This window comes from Christiangramia sp. OXR-203 (assembly GCF_034372165.1).
GTDB lineage: Bacteria > Bacteroidota > Bacteroidia > Flavobacteriales > Flavobacteriaceae > Christiangramia.
Window position 1 is genome coordinate 1,728,634 of sequence record NZ_CP139698.1, and the last position, 20,746, is coordinate 1,749,379.

At 38.3% G+C, this 20,746-nt stretch carries 16 protein-coding genes; 10 read left to right on the top strand and 6 right to left on the bottom strand.

Annotated features, from left to right (window positions below):
• The first annotated feature begins 1 nt into the window (after position 1).
• The 9 genes from T8I65_RS07870 to T8I65_RS07910 all read left to right on the top strand — a co-directional run bounded on the left by T8I65_RS07870 (position 2) and on the right by T8I65_RS07910 (position 11,115).
• Complete coding sequence (locus T8I65_RS07870) at positions 2-1,183, top strand: beta-ketoacyl-[acyl-carrier-protein] synthase family protein (protein ID WP_322300174.1); 1,182 nt, start codon at positions 2-4, stop codon at positions 1,181-1,183.
• The gene (locus T8I65_RS07875) at positions 1,176-2,243 is read left to right on the top strand and encodes a beta-ketoacyl synthase chain length factor (RefSeq protein ID WP_322300175.1); all 1,068 of its coding nucleotides are present in this window, start codon (positions 1,176-1,178) and stop codon (positions 2,241-2,243) included. Before T8I65_RS07870 ends, T8I65_RS07875 begins: the two co-directional genes overlap by 8 nt.
• Positions 2,233-2,997: a polysaccharide deacetylase family protein gene (locus T8I65_RS07880; protein WP_322300176.1), complete on the top strand. Its 765-nt coding sequence runs from the start codon at positions 2,233-2,235 to the stop codon at positions 2,995-2,997. The genes T8I65_RS07875 and T8I65_RS07880 overlap by 11 nt, the downstream gene beginning before the upstream one ends.
• Positions 2,984-3,610, top strand: a complete 627-nt coding sequence (locus tag T8I65_RS07885) for an outer membrane lipoprotein carrier protein LolA (protein ID WP_322300177.1) — start codon at positions 2,984-2,986, stop codon at positions 3,608-3,610. The genes T8I65_RS07880 and T8I65_RS07885 overlap by 14 nt, the downstream gene beginning before the upstream one ends.
• Before the next feature lie 6 nt (positions 3,611-3,616).
• Positions 3,617-3,976 (top strand): hydroxymyristoyl-ACP dehydratase, encoded by a 360-nt coding sequence (locus T8I65_RS07890; protein ID WP_322300178.1) that lies wholly within the window; start codon positions 3,617-3,619, stop codon positions 3,974-3,976.
• 72 nt (positions 3,977-4,048) lie between these two features.
• Positions 4,049-5,245 (top strand): DUF2062 domain-containing protein, encoded by a 1,197-nt coding sequence (locus T8I65_RS07895; protein ID WP_322300179.1) that lies wholly within the window; start codon positions 4,049-4,051, stop codon positions 5,243-5,245.
• Positions 5,245-8,196 (top strand): MMPL family transporter, encoded by a 2,952-nt coding sequence (locus tag T8I65_RS07900; RefSeq protein WP_322300180.1) that lies wholly within the window; start codon positions 5,245-5,247, stop codon positions 8,194-8,196. The genes T8I65_RS07895 and T8I65_RS07900 overlap by 1 nt, the downstream gene beginning before the upstream one ends.
• A complete protein-coding gene (locus T8I65_RS07905; RefSeq protein ID WP_322300181.1) occupies positions 8,197-9,855 on the top strand; it encodes a C45 family autoproteolytic acyltransferase/hydolase in 1,659 nt (552 codons plus the stop codon).
• A 6-nt stretch (positions 9,856-9,861) separates the two neighbouring features.
• On the top strand, positions 9,862-11,115 hold the full coding sequence (locus tag T8I65_RS07910; RefSeq protein WP_322300182.1) for a phenylacetate--CoA ligase family protein: 1,254 nt from the start codon (positions 9,862-9,864) through the stop codon (positions 11,113-11,115).
• Here T8I65_RS07910 and T8I65_RS07915 read toward each other — a convergent pair.
• From T8I65_RS07915 to tsaD, 6 genes are read right to left on the bottom strand one after another with little or no spacing between them, the layout of a single operon-like run.
• Positions 11,107-12,300: a class I SAM-dependent methyltransferase gene (locus T8I65_RS07915; protein WP_322300183.1), complete on the bottom strand. Its 1,194-nt coding sequence runs from the start codon at positions 12,298-12,300 to the stop codon at positions 11,107-11,109. The genes T8I65_RS07910 and T8I65_RS07915 overlap by 9 nt on opposite strands.
• A gap of 4 nt (positions 12,301-12,304) precedes the next feature.
• A complete protein-coding gene (locus tag T8I65_RS07920; protein ID WP_322300184.1) occupies positions 12,305-13,393 on the bottom strand; it encodes an AI-2E family transporter in 1,089 nt (362 codons plus the stop codon).
• Between the two features lie 23 nt (positions 13,394-13,416).
• Entirely contained in the window at positions 13,417-13,920 is a 504-nt protein-coding gene (locus T8I65_RS07925; protein ID WP_322300185.1) for a TrmH family RNA methyltransferase, read from the bottom strand.
• A gap of 2 nt (positions 13,921-13,922) precedes the next feature.
• The gene (locus T8I65_RS07930) at positions 13,923-14,570 is read right to left on the bottom strand and encodes a DUF4159 domain-containing protein (RefSeq protein WP_322300186.1); all 648 of its coding nucleotides are present in this window, start codon (positions 14,568-14,570) and stop codon (positions 13,923-13,925) included.
• Positions 14,567-15,280 carry a 16S rRNA (uracil(1498)-N(3))-methyltransferase gene (locus T8I65_RS07935; RefSeq protein ID WP_322300187.1) on the bottom strand — a complete coding sequence of 238 codons (714 nt, stop codon included), beginning with the start codon at positions 15,278-15,280 and terminating at the stop codon, positions 14,567-14,569. The genes T8I65_RS07930 and T8I65_RS07935 overlap by 4 nt, the downstream gene beginning before the upstream one ends.
• Before the next feature lies 1 nt (position 15,281).
• The gene (gene tsaD / locus T8I65_RS07940; protein WP_322300188.1) at positions 15,282-16,304 is read right to left on the bottom strand and encodes a tRNA (adenosine(37)-N6)-threonylcarbamoyltransferase complex transferase subunit TsaD; all 1,023 of its coding nucleotides are present in this window, start codon (positions 16,302-16,304) and stop codon (positions 15,282-15,284) included.
• Between the two features lie 130 nt (positions 16,305-16,434).
• Between tsaD and T8I65_RS15750 the strand changes: the two genes are divergently transcribed.
• Entirely contained in the window at positions 16,435-20,724 is a 4,290-nt protein-coding gene (locus T8I65_RS15750) for a translocation/assembly module TamB domain-containing protein (protein ID WP_416173195.1), read from the top strand.
• The last annotated feature ends 22 nt before the right edge of the window (positions 20,725-20,746 follow it).

Sequence of the window (20,746 nt, forward strand, 5' to 3'; positions counted from 1 at the left end):
TATGAAAACTGTAGTCGTAACCGGGATGGGCATTGTTTCTGCCATTGGCTCGAGCGTAACGGCTAATCTTCATTCTTTACAAAGTAATGTTCACGGATTATCAAAACCCGCTATCCTAAAAACAAAACATCAATTTCCTGTTGGCGAGATCAAACTTTCCAATGCTGAATTACTGGACGAATTAAATCTCTCTGCTAACTCCGGGATCACCCGTGCTTCCTTACTCGGGATAAAAGCTATTACTGAAATATTTAAAAATACAGATATCGAACCTGATCCAGAAAATACAGCTTTTGTATCTGGAACCAGTGTGGGAGGAATCGATAAAACCGAGGAATATTTCGATCAATTTGGTGAAAATGTTGCTTTAAGAACTTATATACAAGCGCAACATCCAGGTTATACCACCCAAAAGATCGCGGAATATTTTGGGATTAAAGAACATATTACGACCATCAGTACTGCCTGTTCCTCTTCTGCAAATGCTATCATGAATGGGGCAAGGTTGATTCAGTCGGGTAGATTCAGTAAAGTGATCGTGGGAGGAAGTGATTGTCTCACAAAATTCACACTCAATGGCTTTAATTCTCTTCGAATTTTATCAGAAAAACCAGCCAGGCCATTCGATATAAATAGAAATGGACTCAACCTTGGGGAAGCAGCTGCATATCTGGTTCTTGAAGCTGAAAGTAACAGTTCTGGCCAGAAAGTAATAGCCAAAGTCTCAGGAGCGGGTAATGCAAACGATGCTTATCACCAAACTGCCTCTTCAGAAAATGGGGAAGGCGCTTACAAAGCGATGACCGCTGCATTAAGATCGGCAAATTTAAATGCTTTCCAGATCGATTATATCAATGCTCACGGCACTGGCACACAGAATAATGATCTCGCCGAAACCAATGCTTTAAAGCGTGTTTTCGCACAGAATGAAGTTCCTGACTTCAGCTCAACTAAAGCTTTTACAGGTCATACTTTAGGAGCCGCTGGAGCAGTAGAGGCTATTTATTCTATATTGTCGTTACAGAATCAGCAGCTTTTTGCCAACCTTAATTTTCAGGATGTGATGGAAAATGGTTTGGTTCCGGTTACTCAAAAGAAACACGGCAAACTGGATCATGTGATGTCAAATTCTTTCGGATTCGGTGGTAACTGCACCTCGTTAATCTTCAGTAAGCATGCGTAGCTTTTACATCAACAGCGTTTCCACCATTGTAGCACAGCCGGAAGATTTCCTAACTTCCGAAGAAATTCTGGAAGTCCAGGGAAATATCTTAAAAGCCAGTGCACGTAATTATAAGGAATTGATCAAACCCATGATGCTGCGAAGAATGTCTAAAGCAGTGAAAATGGGGATCTTCAGTGCAGTGCAAGCGCTTTCCAGGTCTGGTATTAAAAGTCCCGATGCGATTCTTGTTGGCACAGGTCAGGGTTGTATGCAGGATACCGAAACGTTCATGCAACAAATAGAGGAAAGTGAGGAGCAGTTACTCACACCTACTTCCTTTATACAATCTACCCACAATACGGTGAGTGGACAGATCGCTCTTTTTCTGAAATGCACTGGTTATAATATGACTTACACTCAAAATTCAGTGAGCTTTGAAAGTTGCCTACTGGATGCGCAAATGCAGTTTGAGCTCAATCCTGAAATTCAGAATTTGATCATTGGCGCCGTAGATGAAACTTCAGTGAAATTTACCGGTTTTCAAAAGCTTGACGGTCAAATTAAAGAAGAGGAAATTACAAATACAGACCTACTAAACTCAAATACTCCGGGAACCATTATTTCTGAAAGTGCTGCTTTCTTCAGTATTTCCAGGGAAAAAAGTTCAGGTTCACTGGCAGTTTGTAGCGCGGTTAAAATTTTTAATGAGGTCCAGCCTGATGAAATTGAAGAAAAAGTAATTGATTTTCTGCATGAGAATAAACTGATTCCGAAGCAAATTGACGCAATCGTTCTTGGGAACAATGGAGATATCAGGTTTGATACTTATTATCAAAAACTACAGCAAGGTATTTTTAGTAATGTTCCACAGCTTGGCTACAAATCACTTACCGGAGATAACAATTCTATTTCTGCTATTGGTTGTGCACTGGGCGTTTCTATCCTTCAACATCAACTAATTCCGAAGAAATTCAGGATAAATTCAAAGTCGGCTTCAACTTTCAACCGAATTTTGGTCTTTAACCAATATCTTGGTAGAAATCACGGATTCATCTTACTGGAAAGTCTTGAAATATAAAATTCTTCGAATCATCTTCAGCTTTATACTGCTTGGAAGCGTTCTGGGTGCTCTAAATGGGTACTGGTCTGGATGGTTCATTCTGCTGGTGGCGGTGATATACATTAGCACGATCCTTATACTGTCCACAAATATTCGTTTCAATTTTTTTCAGAATTCGATACATTCCGCAGTGGGAAGGGATGGAATAGGACTCAGTTTTGATGATGGTCCGCATCCAAATACTTTAAAGATCCTGGATATACTGGATGAATTCGAGGTAAAGGCATTGTTCTTTTGCATTGGTAAAAATATAGCGGAACATCCTGAAATCTATCGGGAAATCATAAATAGAGGTCATGTGGTGGGTAATCATACCTTTTCACATTCACGAAAATTCGGTTTTCTCTCAACTCGCGCGATCATTTCTGAAATTCAGCAATGTGACCGTATTGCCACGGAAGTAGGTGGGTTAAAAACGAAATTATTCAGGCCACCATTTGGAGTTATCAATCCCAAGGTTTCCAGGGCAATTCTGGCTACCGGTCACGTTACCATAGGTTGGAGTGTACGACCTTATGATGCGATAACCAACTCGCCGGATAAGATATATAAGCGAATTATAAAAGATCTTAAAGCTGGAGATCTAATACTTTTACACGATAACATCCCTCAAAGCGGCAAAGTGTTGGAACAGTTATTGGTATTTTTGAAGCAGAAAAAATTAAAGGCAATCAGGCCAGATCACTTACTTGATATCGATGCGTATTCTTAAATTTATTTTTATACTATTTAGTTGCCAGCTGTTCGCTCAGAATGCGACATTCTCTACTTCGGAAGCTAAAGCTTTTAAAGAGTCGGTTTCCAGTAAAGCTAAGACCATAGAAAATCTTCAGGCAGATTTCAGGCAGCTGAAGTTTATGAAAACCATGGAAAAGACCATAGAAAGTGATGGTCATATTTGGTATGCTTCTCCTGGGAAACTTAAATGGTCTTATACTTCTCCTTACGATTATGAGTTGCTGTTCAAAGATTCGAGTTTGTATATCACGGTGGACGGTAAGACCAGGAAAATGAATACTGGAAACAGCGAACTTTTCGAAAAAATGGGAGAACTTGTTGCAGGAAGCTTTAACGGTCGCATTCTGGAAATGGATGAATTGTTTGAAACAGACTTTGCCAGGGAGGGAAAATTTGTAAAAGTTACGGTTACTCCAATGGATGAGAATTTAGCTGAAATGTTTTCTGAAATATGGATCTTCTTTAATGTCGAAAAATATATTGAAAAAGTGAAGCTTATGGAACCTTCAGGTGATTATACAGAAATTAAAATGAGTAATTTTATGACCAATCAGAAGATACCTGCTTCGGTATTCCAACTTAAATAACAAGTTTTGAAAGATTTTTATACAATTACCAAGTCTGTAAAAGAGAATGATTTCACGAAAACAAGCCTGAAGATCAATGCGGAGCATGAACTTTACAATGGACATTTTCCCGGAAGACCGGTAACCCCGGGAGTTGTGCTCATGCAGTTATTTAAGGAGGAAGCAGAAAGAATTTCAGAAGAAAACCTTAGTCTTAAGAGAGCTAGTAATGTGAAATTTACTGCTGTTTTTGATCCTACAGATAATGATGAGCTTATTCTAGAATCAAAATTGGAAAAGCAGGGAGCTTACTACGAGCTTAAAGGAATCGCAAAAAGTGAAACCGGTATTATTACTAAGATCAATGCGCTTTACGAGGTGATATAAATTTGTGCTGGCGCAAGCCCATACTCTTTATTTAAATGATATTTTTGCATTAAAGCCAATAATTTGGGTACAATGCCTATTCTTCAAGAGCGTTTTGATGCATTAAGTTGCTGTGTTATTGTTCCTACTTACAACAATGATCATTCGCTTCGTAGTTTCCTAACCGAATTAGTTACTTATACCAGCAATATTATCGTCATTAACGATGGATCGACGGATGCCACCAATGAGATTTTGAAGGATTTTGAATTCCTCGATATTGTGTTGCATGATATAAACAGAGGTAAAGGTATTGCCTTAAAAACAGGTTTTAAAAGAGCAGAGGAGAAGACTTACGAGTATGCGATCACAATAGATTCAGATGGGCAACATTATCCGGCAGATCTGGAGAAGTTCCTTGTGGAGCTTGAAAATAGAAATACCGGTGACCCAGAAATTTTGCTGGTAGGAGATCGAAATATGTCGCAGGCTGGTATCCCTGGACAAAGTAGTAAAGGCAATAGATTTTCAAGTTTCTGGTATTTGGTAGTAACCGCCCAGGAATTAAAGGATACTCAAAGTGGTTACCGACTGTATCCCGTTCGACTTATTAATTCATTAAAACTGATCACCTGGAAATTTGAATTAGAGATCGAGGTGTTGGTAAAGTCGGCTTGGAAAAAAGTAGAAGTAAAAAATATACCTATAAGGGTTCACTACGATCCAGAAGAGCGGGTGACTCATTTTCGTCCATTTTGGGATATTCTTCGTATCGTGTTTTTATACATGTATTTTGTATTGATCAGTTTCTTTTACATCCATCCAAGGAATAAATATCGGGAATTCAAGCGAAAAGGTATTAGCAGGTTTTTTAGAGAGGATATCATTAGAGATCAGGATTCTCCACAAAGAAAAGCAGCCGCCATTGCATTAGGTGTATTTGTTGGCATATCGCCATTTTGGGGTTTGCATACACTACTAGTATTTACTCTAGCAGCCTTACTAAAAGTTAATAAGGCTATAGCCTTTTTATTTAGCAATATAAGTATACCACCTTTTATTCCTGCAATTCTTTATTTAAGTTATCAGTTAGGAAATTTTGTTTCAGGGAATGGTTTTGACTGGCAATTAAACCTGGAAAATTTTGATTCAGGAAAAGATCTTTTTATCGGTTTAACTCAGTATTTAATTGGTAGCATAGTCCTCGCCATTTTTAGTGCGGCACTTACGTGGATCTTATTTTACAGTCTGTTTTCCATTCTAAAACCCAAACAACCAGCAAATAATTAATGTCTAAATTATTTCTGAAACTTTATCAATTCTTGGATGGGCATAAAGGCCTGGCGTTGACCATAGCAGTTCTGTATCTTGGCCTCATGTCCTTTCTCGCTACAGGCATTCAGTTAGAAGAGGATATTACCAAACTAGTGCCGTCTGGAAATGATCAGGATCTGCTTAAAACCATTCTGGAAGAATCGAAGTTTTCGGATAAGATCATTTTTCGGGTAAAAGCTGAAGAGAATACAGACCGGGATAGCCTGGTTTCTTATGCCAATGAAATATCTGAGTTCTTAAACTCAGAGCTTTCAGAACATGTTGCGGGTGTCAAAGGAAAAATTCCGGAACAGGACATCAAACAGATCTATAATTTCGTTCAGTCTAATTTACCAATCTTTTTAAATGAACAGGATTACGCTATAATTGATCATAAGATCGAGGCAGACAGTATAGCTGCAAGTATCGAATCTGGATATAAGCAATTGATTTCACCCACTGGGTTTGTGACTAAAAATTATTTTCTCTCAGATCCTCTTAATATTACGAGTCTTGGTTTGGCACGTTTGCAGGAATTGCAGGTTGGAGACCAGTACGTGCTATATCAGAACTATATTATGACTAAGGATCAAAAGAATATCTTATTCTTTATAGATCCAGTCTATCCTGCTTCAGAATCGAACAGGAATAAGGAATTCACATCAAAACTGGAAGCTAAAATTGCTTCGCTAAATGCTCGATACGATACTATCACAGGAGATTATTTCGGCGGACTCCGTTATTCGGTAGCCAATGCAGAGCAAATTAAACAGGATATTCGAACTACTGTAATGATTGCGATTACGGTATTGATCATTCTACTGGTGGTCTACTACAGGAAATTTTATGTTCCAATTTTGCTATTTCTACCCAGTATTTTTGCCGGAATCACGGCTGTTGCCATTCTTTATATTTTACAGGGATCAGTTTCGGCTATAAGCCTGGGAATTGGCGCAATTCTTCTGGGTATTACGCTGGATTATTCCTTGCATATTTTAACGCATCTTCGAAATAGTTCAGATATCGAAAAGCTGTATAAAGATATTTCGAAGCCAGTCATTATGAGCAGTCTCACCACGGCGATCGCATTTATGTGCCTGGTTTTAGTAAAAAGTGAAGCGTTGCATGATCTAGGAATATTTGCAAGTTTAAGTGTATTATTTTCTTCTTTCTTCGCCCTTGTGCTTATTCCTTTTCTATATAAACCAGAGATCCTGTCCAGAAAGACAACCTTTCTGGACAGGATCTCAAGCCTGGATTATTCCAGAATTAAACCTTTGGTATACCTGCTTTCAGGATTATTTGTAGTATCTCTTTTCTTCTTCAGTAAAGTTGAATTTAATGAAGATCTATCGGAACTTAATTTTCAGCCGGAACATATTAAAAAGGTAGAATTAGAACTGGAAGGGCTTGCTGGAAGATCTGGGAAAACGATCTTACTGGTGGCTTACGGAAACTCCCTGGATGAAGCTTTGTATAGGAATAATCAATTATACCAGGATCTCAAAAGGTTCGAAAATGAAGGTGATATTGAAAACTTCAGCAGTATTGGAGGAGTAGTGCTTTCTACCGAAACCCAGGAATCTCGTATCGAACAATGGAACAGCTTCTGGACTCCTGAAAAACAGGATTTGGTAAAGAATAATATTCAAAAGATCTCAGAAAGCTTTGGATTTAAATCGAATAGTTTTAGCAATTTCGATCAAGTGCTCGATAAAAATTATTCAAGTATAGGTCTCAAGGATTATGAGTTGGCTGGTTCACTTTACATGCAGGATTTTGTATCTCATAATTCTGAAATTTCAACGGTTTCGAGCAGCGTTAATTTACCAGCAGATAAGGTTGAAAGATTTATTAGCTATTTCGAAAATGTTCCAGGAGTTGTAGCACTGGACAGAAAGGCGATCAATCAGAACTTTTTAGGAGATCTTAAAGCCGACTTTAATATCCTAATTCTCGCTTCAGTAGTGGCAGTTTTCCTGGTACTCCTGGTATTTTATCAGAACTTGCTTCTAAGTGTGATCACCTTGCTACCAATCGCGATCACCTGGATCTGTGCCCTGGGAATTATGTATTTTTTCAGGATAGAATTTAATATTTTAAATATCATTATTTCGAGTTTTATCTTTGGTCTCGGGCTTGATTACAGCATTTTTATTACTAATTCGTGCCTCAAAGAATATGAAACTGGTAAATCTGAATTAAAAACCTATCAGGCATCCATCATTCTGTCGGTTATCACAACATTGCTAGGAATAGGTGCTTTGATTTTCGCTAAACATCCGGCTCTGAGATCCATTTCCATTGTTTCAATTATCGGAGTCCTTACGGCGGTTTCGGTAAGTTTTATACTTCAGCGTAGTTTGTTCCGAAAATTGATCTTTCAGCAATTTGGTTCATTATCCTTCAGAAGAAATAAGAAAAACTTTATTTCTGAAAAACTCTATCATAAAGAAGCAATTCTGAAGCATTATCGCTATCACACAACTTATTCTGAAGCTAAAGCTGAATTCAGGCAACAGAGAGAAAAGTTTCTAAAGATATCACGTTATCTTGCTGAAGTGGATGATATCCTAGTTCTGAATTCTGGAATAGGGATCTTACCTTTATTCATCAAGATCAAGTATCCTCAAACCGAAGTATACAGCCTGGAATTGGATGAATCAAAAAGAGTAGCGGCAAGGAATGCTTATAGATTGCGAAATGATAAAATCCATATTCTTGAGAGTGCTCAGGAACTTCCTTTGCTTAATAATTATATAATCCAGGGAGATATTCAGGATTCATCATTGCTCAAAGATCTTTCTAAAAGTGCAGAAATGATGGTATTTCTGGATTCTGAAATGAAAACTCGCTGGTTGCTTGATCAAAATTTTGAACTTACGTATCGACAGAATGATATTCTAATTTATCGTAAACTGACTTAGATGAATAGGTTTATTCTACATTTTCTCATTTTATTAGTTTTCAATTCCTGCGGAATCAAAAAGTCTATGGAGCACAAGCCAGATCTTAGCCGTTTTGAACAAATTGATACCACAAGAATTAAACATTCAGATAGTCTATACAGTTTGGGTAATAACCAGCTCTACCGGAACGATCTTGGCGTATGGGAAATGTATCTTGAAGGAAATGCCCTGGAAAGAGGAGTTGCTCATGGAAGTCTTGGCCGGGAGCTCATACATCACCAGGAAAATGCCTTTATGTCCAAGCTTGAAGAAATGGTACCTTCAGAAGATTATCGGGGATTTCTAAAAACTTTTGTTAGTTGGTTTAACCGAAAACTGTACCTCCATGTTTCCGAAGAATATAAACAGGAGATATATGGGGTTTCGAGGTATGGCCTGAAAAAGTATGATGATTTCGCACCTGCTTATATTCGGATGCTTTATTTTCATGGAGCTCATGATATTGGACATGCTTTACAGGATCTAATGTTGGTGGGATGCACAAGTTTTGCAGCCTGGGACGATAAAACCAGCGATGGAGAATTATTAATAGGTAGGAATTTTGATTTTTATGCAGGTGACGATTTTGGCGAAAAAAAGATCGCAGCATTTGTGAAGCCCGAAGAAGGTCATAAGTTTATGATGTATACCTGGGGCGGGATGATAGGTGCATTAAGTGGAATGAACATGCAGGGCATTACTGTAACTATCAATGCTGGAAAATCCAGAATGCCGCTGGTTGCTAAAACTCCCATTAGTCTGTTGGCAAGGGAAATTTTGCAATATGCCGGTACAATTGAAGAGGCAATTGACATTGCGAAAAATCGTGAAGTGTTTGTTTCAGAATCTATCATGGTTGGAAGTGGAGATGAAAAAAGAACAGTTTTGATTGAAGTCTCGCCGGGTAATTTTGGAGTATATGAAGTGGAGAATCGTGATCAACTAGTTTGTAGTAATCATTTCCAAAGTGAAGCCTATTCTCATGATAAGAAGAATAAGCTAACCCGTGAGGAAGGTCACACTCAGTACCGTTACGACCGAATGCAGCAATTGCTCGATGAGGAGGACAAATTGAATCCATTTAAGGCGGTTGAGATTCTTAGAAATCGGCAGGGTCTGGACGAGCAGTCGATTGGAATGGGCAATGAAAAAGCAATTAACCAGCTCTTAGCGCATCACGGAATCGTTTTTAAACCGGCGGAAAGAAAGGTTTGGGTAAGCTCAAATCCTTACCAGATGGGAGAATTTATACATTATGATCTAAACCAGGTTTTCGCAGATTACGAGAAGGGCATTAAATCGAGCTCAGTGTCAACGAAGGAATTTAATATACCAGCAAGCAGTTTTCTTCAAACCCAGGAATATCAAGACTACGAAGCCTTTAGAGCACTAGAAAACGACGTTAAACGTGACTTGAATGGCGATAAACCTTTAAGTGAGGAGAGTGCCATACAACTTGTGCAACTTAATCCAGATTTTTGGGAGGCGTGGTATTTGGCAGGCAGGATCTATTATGAGAATAAGGATTACAAAAACGCGTTAATTCATTTTAAACAAGCCCGAAAAAGAGAAATTACGACCATTCCAGATTTAAGGGAAGTTGAGAAGATGATCATGAAATCGACCGGAAAAATTTAATTAGAAGTGCAGCAGTCAGATCGAAAAAAGCAGTGGCAAAGAATTCAGCAGCAGCTGAGCTATACATTCAGAACATCCAGATTCTATCAGCGTGTTTTCCAGGAGCATTGCGTACAAGTCGATTGTATCACCAGCTATGAAGATTTTTCAAAATTACCTATAACTACCAAAGAACAACTTCAGCAATATAATGAGGATTTTATCTCCATTCCACAGGAACAGATTATAGATCATGTTACCACAAGCGGTACTCTTGGTGAGCCGGTTTCCTACTATCTTAATGAGTATGATCTCGAAAGGCTAGCTGAGAATGAGTCCCGTTCTTTTAAACTTGCCGGAATTACGAGGCAGGATAAAGTTTTGATCACCACAACACTGGATCGAAGATTTATGGCCGGAATGGCTTATTTTCTAGGTCTTAGAAAATTAGGTGCTGGAGCGATCAGAACCGGAGGTGGTTTGCCGGGATTACAATGGGAAAGTATTTTTAGATTTAAACCAGAATACATTATAGCTGTTCCTTCTTTCCTTCTGAAACTCATTCAATATGCTGAAGAAAATCAGATTGATTATCAAAACTCATCTATTCGGTCGGCAATATGTATTGGTGAACCCCTGCGAACTTCCAACTTTGAGCTGAATAGTCTTGGTCAAAAAATTTCTTCCTTATGGGACATTGAGTTGTTTTCTACTTATGCTTCAACCGAGATGGCTACTGCCTTTACAGAGTGTTACAAGCATAAGGGCAATCATGTCCCGGAAGACCTTATTTTTACTGAAGTCCTTGATCAGGATGGCAATCACGTTGCGGCAGGTGAAATAGGAGAGCTGATAGTTACACCACTAAACGTGCAAAGTATGCCGCTTATTCGTTTTGCCACAGGTGATATGTTAACTTATACAGATACAGCTTGTGAATGCGGCAGGAAAGGAAGACGGTTAGGACCAGTAATTGGTAGAAAGCAACAAAAGATAAAACTTAAAGGGACCAGTCTTTATCCACAGCATATCATTGAAATATTAAACAGGTTTAATGGACTCCAAAATTTCATCATTGAAGTTTCTCTGGATAAAAATGGTGTTGACCGACTTAAAATATTGATTCCGGAAAGTTTCAGGGAAATTGAAAGTCTGAAGGAGCATCTAAAAGCATTCCTGAATGTATTGCCTGAGATTCGCTTAGAAGATTCTAAAACTCTTCAGTATCTTAAATTTCCTGCTAATAGTAGGAAGCCAAAAATCTTTTACGATCTACGTTAATTTTGCCTTTTTACCAAAAATTACGATTTTCTCATCTTCCAGGTTTGTAGTAAAGAAGATGTAATCACTTCCTCCATCCTGAATTCTGTATTTCTTCCGAATATTTTCTACTGAATCTGGAAAATTCCTGGTGGTGATATTAGCTTTTTTATTTTTCAATCTTTTCTTTAGCCTCTTGTCTTTAAAACTCTTAACTTCAGTTATTTGAAATTGACGTCCAGGAAATTCTTTAATCAGTGTTTCCGAAGTATAGATATGAGAATGATCATGCAGTTTTGGAATTCCAAATGTAGTGCTGATTTCTGTGAATAATCCGCTTTTCATGATCGCAGCGTTCGGCTCGTAGAGATAATTTAAAGGTTTGGATAGAACCGTATTCAAGGTTTTTATCTCTGTGTCAAAACTAAACTTTTGCACCTTTTTTCCCTGGAAGTTGATGGTAGTCAGTTTAAGAGCAGATTTCCAGTTCTTTTCAATTAGCCAAAGCAACTCTTTTACCTCATTATTAACCGCAATGACATGAATCTCCTTAACAGAATGAAGTTCACGGAGTCCTGCTGTGATATCGAGGATGGGGGAAGTTTTTAGAAGAATATGATCAGACTTTTCAAGTAAGAAATCGAGTTCTTCTGGAATATCTGGTGTACAATCTGATAAATGGTAGACTTTACTGCCATGTTCATCACGTCTTGCAGGATCTGCATAGATCCAGTCAAATTTCTGGCTGGTTTGCTTTAGTAATTCTAGGCTATCTCCGTAATTGACTCTAATATTTGAAGCCCCTAATTCTCTGAAATTATGATCAGCTATTTCAGAAAGCTCTTTATTCATTTCGTAATACTGAAAACTGTCAAATTTCTTTGCCAGGAAAAAGGTGTCTATACCTAAGCCTCCGGTAAGATCGGCCCCAGAAGAACCTTCTATTAATCCTGATTTATATTCAGCAGTGATCTGAGATGATGTTTGCTCCAGATTAAGTTTAGGAGGATAAAGTATTCGCGGGTTATTAAAAAAAAGTGGAAATTTCTTTTCTGCAATGCGTATGCCTTTTATTTGCGTTGCGATATCCTGAATTTTGATATGGTCGAAAGGGCTACCTTTTAAGATCAGAGCAGGTAGGTCCTTCTTCTGATTCTCTCTTATAAAACTTTGGATTTCTTTCTCTAAAAGTGCCTCCTGAAGCATCTAATTATAGATCTCTGGTTAATCGTTTCACGATCTTGTACTCACTTAAAGATTCTTTAGCGATCACCTTTAGCGCGGTATAAAAAGGAACTGCGACTACCATCCCTGCGATCCCGAACATAAGTCCGGCAATTAGGATAATAAGAAATATTTCAAGTGGATGGGATTTTACACTAGCTCCAAATATCATGGGCTGTGAAATAAAGTTATCTATTAGTTGACAGATTGCATAACCCATCATCACGTAAATCAATCTTGGAAGAATGACGCTACTGAAATCTGCACCAAGAAAACTGGATATCACGAACAAAGCCATTAAAATTCCTGCTAAAAGTGGTCCCAGATATGGAACAAGATTCAGGAACGCGCAAATAAAAGCGATGGCAATAGGATTATTGATCTCAAAGACACTAAGTAAAATGGAGTAGAGGAAGAACAATACTGCAATTTGCATAGTTAATCCTACAAAATATCGACTTAATAGTACCTTGATCTTATTAAAAACTCTTTGAAATTTCTTTTCTTCACCGCGATTGGCAAAAACAAGAATACTATTCAACATTAACTTGGAATCCTTCAGAAAGAAAAAGGAAATAAAAATTATCGAAAAGACAGCAATCATGGTTGTTCCCAGTATTCCGAAGACATTATTTAAGAATTGCGGAATTAGACCAACATCGAAATTTCGTACAAACTCACTTCGTTTAAGACCTTCAATTAAGTTTAACTCGTTAACTCCCAGATAATTATTGACCTGATCGTTTAGATCATTCAGGTCACTCTTAAAAGCTTCAATATCAATCTGTCCTAAATATTTACTTTGTTCAATAATAATAGGAACGAAAACAAAAATAATACCTACAAAGATGGATAGGACCAGCAAAAGCACCGTAATTACAGCTAATTGGTTGGGGAGTTTCAGCTTATTCCGAAGGAAAATTACGACAGGTCTACCAACTAGTGCTATGATACCGGCTATAGCGATATAAACGATTACCGACTGGATTTCCCATAGAAAATAGAGCGCCAGGACGATACCAATCATGATACCTACTGCTCGTAATATACCGTTCGCGAATTCTTTTGCTTTCACAGCGTAAATATATTATTTCTTACTTAACTGCGCACCACTTTTGTAATTTCATACAAAGCAATTCCCAGTGATTGGGCGACATTCATGCTACTGTTTTTTCCAAACATCTCGATATGATATGCAGAGTCACAGTTTTTTAAAATTTCTTCGGAAACGCCGTGCCTCTCGTTTCCGGCTACTAAAAGGATATTTTCAGCCACAAGTTTAAACTCTGAGATAGGCCTACTTTCTGAGGTGATCTCGACCGCAGTCATTCTATAGCCGTTGCTTTTAAGATCGCTAATCACTTGGGTGGCATCTTCGTAAACTTCAAAATCCACTGTAGTATGTGTATTTCTGGCTGTTCTTTTTAATCGGTTACTGTTTAGATTTGGAACGGTTCCATGAAAAATAAGTTTTTCAACTCCAAAAGCATCGGCAAGGCGAAAGATACTGCCAATGTTTGCTTCACTTGTGATGTTGTCTAACAGCAAAATTACTGGAAATTGTATGTTCTCGAAGTTCGTGGTGTCGTGAGTAAGTTGCATAGCTAGTTTTCGAATGCGTATTTGATGATGTTTGCTCCCATTTGCAATGCTTTTAGCCGAATTTCTTCCGGGTCATTGTGAACTTCCTGACTTTCCCAGCCATCACCAAGATCACTTTCTACGGTGTATAAAATCAGTAATCTGCCGTTTTCAAAGATTCCCAATGCCTGAGGTCTTTGCGCATCATGTTCATGGATTTTTGGCAGTCCGTTAGGAAATTCGAACTGATTCCTGAAAATTTCGTGGTTCGCGGGGACTTCCTGAAGATTTTGGTCGGGAAATAATTCTTTTAGCAAAGGCCGGATATACTCATCCATTCCGTAATTGTCATCGATATGCAGGAATCCGCCGCTCAATAAGTATTGCCTGAGATTTTCTTTTTCAACTTCGCTAAATACCACATTTCCATGTCCGGTCATATGCATAAACGGATATTGATAAATATCAGTGCTTCCTGGCTCTACAGTTTCCGGTTTTTCATTTAAAGAAGTTTGTAAGTTCTTATTACAGAATTTAATAAGATTAGGTAGGGCAGTTGGATTCGCATACCAATCTCCACCACCATTATATTTTAGAACGGCAATTTCCTGCCCATTTACCTTAAACGATACCAGCATTAAAAAGAGAATTCCGAATGCGAACTTTTTCATGAATTTTGATTGATGAGTGCGACTGTGTGACATGCTGCAATCGCTGCAGTTTCAGTCCGTAATCTGCTTTCTCCAAGACTTATTTGCTGCCAGTTTTCTTTCATCGCAGTTTTTATCTCGTTGGAACTAAAATCTCCTTCAGGACCAATTAAAATATTGATAGTGCTATTGGCCTTCAATTTATTCTGAAGATAGGGTTTCTTTTCGTCATCCTCGCAGTGAGCAATTAATCTCATACCTTGCATTTCTGTCTGCATTAATTCAGAAAAACTAACAGGGTCGTTCAATTTTGGGAAATGCATATGCAGGGATTGTTTCATAGCGCTCAATAGCACTCGTTGATAACGTTCCAGTTTGACGGTTTTGCGTTCACTATGATCACAAATAACCGGCGTAATTTCGTGCACACCAATCTCCATCGCTTTTTCCAGAAACCACTCATAGCGATCGTTCATCTTCGTAGGTGCAACAATCATATGTAAATAATAGGGTGGTGCTGGCTGACTTTCAAAAGAACTGATATTTGCAACACATTGTTTTACATCAGCCAGTATGATCTGAGCCTTAAATAACATCCCGTTTCCATTAGTAATGCTTAACTCGTCACCTTCAGTTTTCCGCAATACTTTTACAATATGCCTGCTTTCATCCTTCGGAAAAATTACCTGTTTATCGTTTTCTGAAATATTTGGATTGTAAAATAGCTGCATATTATATTTTATATCGCGATTGCGCGGTTACCGAAAAATCGGCAAAATCTTTTTGTAGGTATTTGTGATAGCCAGCGATCCCGATCATTGCAGCATTATCTGTCGTGTATTCAAACTTCGGAATAAAACATTTCCAGCCCCATTTTTTTTCAGCATCAACCAAAGCCTGGCGTATTCCACTATTTGCAGAAACTCCGCCACCAATCGCCACCTGGTTGATCCCGGTGTTTTTTACTGCCTTTTTCAATTTATCCATTAAAATTCCTATGATGGTATATTGAATAGAGGCGCAAATATCTTTTAGATTTTTCTCGACAAATTCAGGATCTTCTTTTGTTTTCTTCTGAATAAAATATAACACAGCTGTCTTAAAACCGCTAAAACTGAAGTTCAGGTCATCAACTTTCGGCTTAGTAAATTGAAAAGCTTTTGGGTCACCTTCTCTGGCGTATTTATCTATTAACGGGCCTCCGGGATAGGGTAGTCCTAATATTTTTGCGCTTTTATCAAAAGCTTCACCAACTGCATCGTCCAGGGTTTCACCAATAACTTCCATATCAAAATAATCTGAAACCTTCACGATTTGGGTATGTCCGCCACTTATGGTCATAGCCAGAAATGGAAATTCCGGCTTGTCAAATCCTTCTTCTTCGATAAAATGTGCCAGGATATGTGCCTGCATATGATTAACCTCGATTAAAGGAACATCCAGACCCATTGCGAGTGACTTGGCAAAAGAGGTGCCTACGAGCAAAGAACCCATAAGTCCCGGACCTCTTGTAAATGCAATTGCAGAGAGATCTTTTTTGTCGATATTTGCCTTTTCCAAAGCCTGATGAATCACCGGAACTATATTCTGTTGATGCGCTCGTGATGCAAGTTCTGGAACAACTCCACCATATTGTTTATGTACTTCCTGAGTTGCGACAATATTGGATAGAATTTTACCGTTGGAGAGTACGGCAGCCGCCGTATCATCACAGGAAGATTCTATAGCGAGAATGTTTATTAAATGATCAGCCATCAGATTTATTTGGGAATAGATATTGTAAATTAGTCGCAAAGTTAAAACATAAAAACGTATCAAAAAATTCTGGAAAATACTAACGAAAACAGTGGTTGCCCTTGTTTTGTTATTCATTATTTTATTGATCGTGTTTTCCATTCCTGCTGTTCAGACTTCAGTAGCAAGAAAACTCACCAATTCTCTTCAGGAAAATAGTGATGTCAATGTAAATATTGGCCGTGTTTCTATTAGTTATTTTGGAGATATTCTTTTGAATGATATTTATGTAGAAGATCATCGTGAGGATACGCTATTTACGGCTAAAGAAATTAGTTCTTCTATTCTAAGCTACTCTAAGCTTATGAGTAACGCTCCAGAACTGGGAGATACAAGAATTGATAGCCTGAACATGCATATGCGCAGGTATAAAGGTGAAGACAGGGATAATCTGGGTATACTTATTCAAAAACTTCAGAAGGAACCAACAGGGGACCCAAAGGATTTTAATCTTACTGCGGAAGATGTACAGATCACGAACAGTCGCTATAGTTTCATAGATGAAAACCTTGATCGCTCTGATGTTCTGGTCGTTGATGATCTTAATATTTATGCAAACGAACTAAGGATTTTTAATTCTAATATAGATATCGATATTGGAATGCTACGCGGCTACGAGCATCGCGGGATTCAGATAGATCAGCTTTCTACGTTATTTCATTACGATCCAAACCGGATGAGTCTGCAGAACATGATCTTGCAAACACCGGGATCTATGGTTAATGCCGATCTTTCTTTTGAATATGACCTATCAGATTTTTCAGATTTTGAAAATCTAGTACAGGTAGAAGCGAAGTTTCGGGAAAGTATCTTAAACTCTAATGATCTTATTACATTTTATGATGGTTTTGGAGAGAATCAACTCGTAAAGTTCCAGACGGAACTTACCGGTACTTTAAATGATTTTCAGTTAGATGGATTCCGACTTCAGGGTCTTGATCGAACAGAGATTTATGGGAATTTCCAGGTTGTTGGTTCTTTTTCAGATGAGCCGAATTCTTTCAAATTAGATGGGAGTTTTTCAGATTTCAATACCAACTACTATGATATGATCAACTTCCTGCCGGGAGCGCTTCAGGGCCAATTGCCTGAAACTCTTCGGGATTTTGGTAATGTGAATATCAAAGGAAATACGGTGGTGACGAACGGCTTTCTGGATGCAGATGTTGTGATAGCCACACAACTGGGATCTGCAGATGCAGATTTTGAACTTAATAATTTCAATAACTCTGCAGCCTCAAGTTATAAGGGTAAACTGATCTTCAAGAACTTTAATCTAGGTCGTTTGATCGGTAATACTCAATTAGGGAAAGCAAGTTTTGATATCGACTTTGACGGGAGAGGTCTGGACCAGGAAAACCTGAATACGCAGTTGAAAGGAACCATTGCTAAACTGGAATTCAATAATTATGCTTATTCCGATATCCAGATTATGGGGAATCTTCGGAATCCTCTTTTTAATGGTTATTTCAAGTCGAATGATCCTAACCTGGAAATGGAATTTAATGGTCTGGCCGATGTTTCAGAAGAAACCAATGTGTATGATTTTGAAGCTTCCGTAGGATATGCCGACCTATACGCGCTCAATTTTGTGAATAGAGATACGGTTTCAGTTTTCAAGGGTGATGTGATCATGAATATGCAGGGAACGAATGTTGATAATGCATTTGGAGATATTCTGCTTCTAAACACGTCGTATAAAAACCAGAACGATCTTTATTATTTCGATGATCTTAATATAGCTTCTACATTTGATGGCCCTGTTCGAACTATTACGATCAATTCCCCAGATGTTATAAATGGAGAGGTAAGCGGTATTTTTAAAGTCAACGAAGTTGGTGCACTAATAGAAAATTCCATAGGTAGTATTTACACTAACTACAAACCTAAAACTATCACGACGAACCAGTATATGGAGTTCGATTTCGATATTTATAACCAGATCGTCGAAGTTTTTTATCCTGAAATTGAACTGGCTCCTAATACATTTATTCGAGGTCGGGTGGAGTCTGATGAATCTGAATTTAAATTAACCTTCAGGTCTCCAAGAATCGATTTCTTTGAGAATATGGCTGAAGACATTAATCTTCAGGTTGACAATACGAATCCTATCTATAATACCTTCTTTGAAGCCGATAGCGTTTCCACCGATCTTTATAAATTTTCAGAATTCAGTTTCATTAATGTGACTCAGCGTGACACGCTGTTCATACGTTCAGAATTTAAAGGTGGAAAGAATAATTCTGATGAATTCAATCTGAATCTATTTCATACGATAAACGAAAACAGTAAGTCTGTAGTTGGAATACAGAAATCAGATTTTAAATTCAAAAACAAGGTTTGGTACCTGAATGAAAATAGCGATCGTAGTAATAAAATAGTTTTTGATAATAGTTTTCGTGACCTGCAGATCGATTCGCTTGTTATGAGTCATAAGAATGAACAAATTCGACTCAGCGGAAATATGCGTGATAGCACCTTTAAAAACTTTAAAATGAAGTTTAGTGAGGTGGATATTGGAAAGATCACCCCGGAAATAGATAGTCTCGACCTTGCCGGGATACTCAACGGCGATCTCGAACTGCTCCAGGAGGATGGTGCTTATTTTCCGGTCTCGAACTTAAATATCAATCAATTTGAGGTAAACGATCTTGTGATGGGTAATCTGGCACTTGATGTAAGCGGAAACCAGGATCTCAGTACCTATTCGGTTTACGCTAAACTTGAGAAGGAAGGTATCGAATCCTTATCTGCCATAGGCGATATCAATGTAAATGGCAGCGAACCAAGGATAGATCTTGAAGTGAATATGAATCGCCTCAACATGGGTGTATTTACTCCTTTGGGAGCAGATGTTCTAACAGATATTAGAGGATTTGCAACTGGAAGAGCCTTTGTAACCGGGAATTACAAAAATCCTGATTTCTCAGGATCTTTATCTTTAGCTGAAGCCGGATTACGAATCCCTTATTTGAATGTAGATCTAGATTTCCAAGAAAATGCAGAGATAGATCTTACCCAGCAGCAATTTGTTTTTGATAACATCGATATTGTAGACACCAAGTTCAATACGAAAGGAACACTGGATGGTTTGATATCGCATCGTAATTTTTCTGAATGGTTTCTGGATCTAACGCTGGTTTCAGACCGGATCTTAGTGTTGGATACTGAAGCCGATGAGGATGCCCTCTATTATGGAACCGCATTTATTGATGGAGAAGCTTCGATCATGGGGCCTACAGATGAACTGGTGATAGAAGTGAATGCGGCTACCGAAAGAGGGACGGTTTTTAAGATTCCGCTAAGTGATACTGAATCTGTTGGAGATAATTCTTTTATAAGATTTTTAAGTCCTGAAGAGAAAGCAGCGCGTCTTGCGGGAGAAGAGATTGAAATTCCCGAAGTAAAAGGTCTTGAACTGGTCTTTGATCTTGATATTACCAATGATGCTGAAGTTGAAGTTGTAGTGGACCAGACCAGCGGAAGTACATTGCGTGGTAGAGGTTCCGGGAACTTACTTCTGGAGATCAATACCAATGGTAAATTCAATATGTGGGGAGATTTTATTGTTTATGAAGGAGTTTATAATTTTAAATATGCCGGACTTGTTCAAAAGGTTTTTACGGTCGAGTCTGGAGGAAGTATAAATTGGGATGGAGATCCTATGGATGCCCAACTGGATGTAAGCGCCGTGTACTCATTGAACGCGAATCCCGCAGTTTTGCTGGAAAACCCATCGGTTAATCGAAAGATTCCTGTAGATGTGGTTATTAATCTACAGGGGGAAATTGCACAGCCTGAGATTGGCTTTTCAATTGACTTTCCAAGTGCTAGCTCTACCGTCAAATCTGAATTACAGTACCGTATAGATGATAGGGCTACTACCGAATTACAGGCTTTATTCCTGGTTACACAGGGAACGTTTTATAGTGAGTTTGGATTACGAGGCGCCGCGATTTACGGGACCCTTGCTGAAAGAGCTTCCAGTATCGTAAACGATATTTTTGCTGATGATGATGGTAAATTCCAGGTAGGTGTCAATTATGTACAGGGTGACCGCACTCCAGATCAGCAAACCGTAGATAGGTTTGGTTTGACGTTGTCCACCCAGATCTCAGATCGTGTTTTGATCAATGGTCAGGTGGGAGTTCCTATTGGAGGAGTGACAGAATCTGTTATAATCGGAGATCTGGAAATTGATTTTCTCTTAAATGCAGATGGTACTTTAAGGGCTTCAGTATTTAACCGGGAAAACAACATTCAGTTTATTGGTGAGGAGATAGGTTTTACGCAGGGAGTCGGGTTATCCTATAACGTGGATTTTGATACTTTTAAGGAGTTGATAAGGAAGATAGCAAGTACTACTATTGAAGGTTTTTGATGATTCAGAAGAAGAAGAAAAC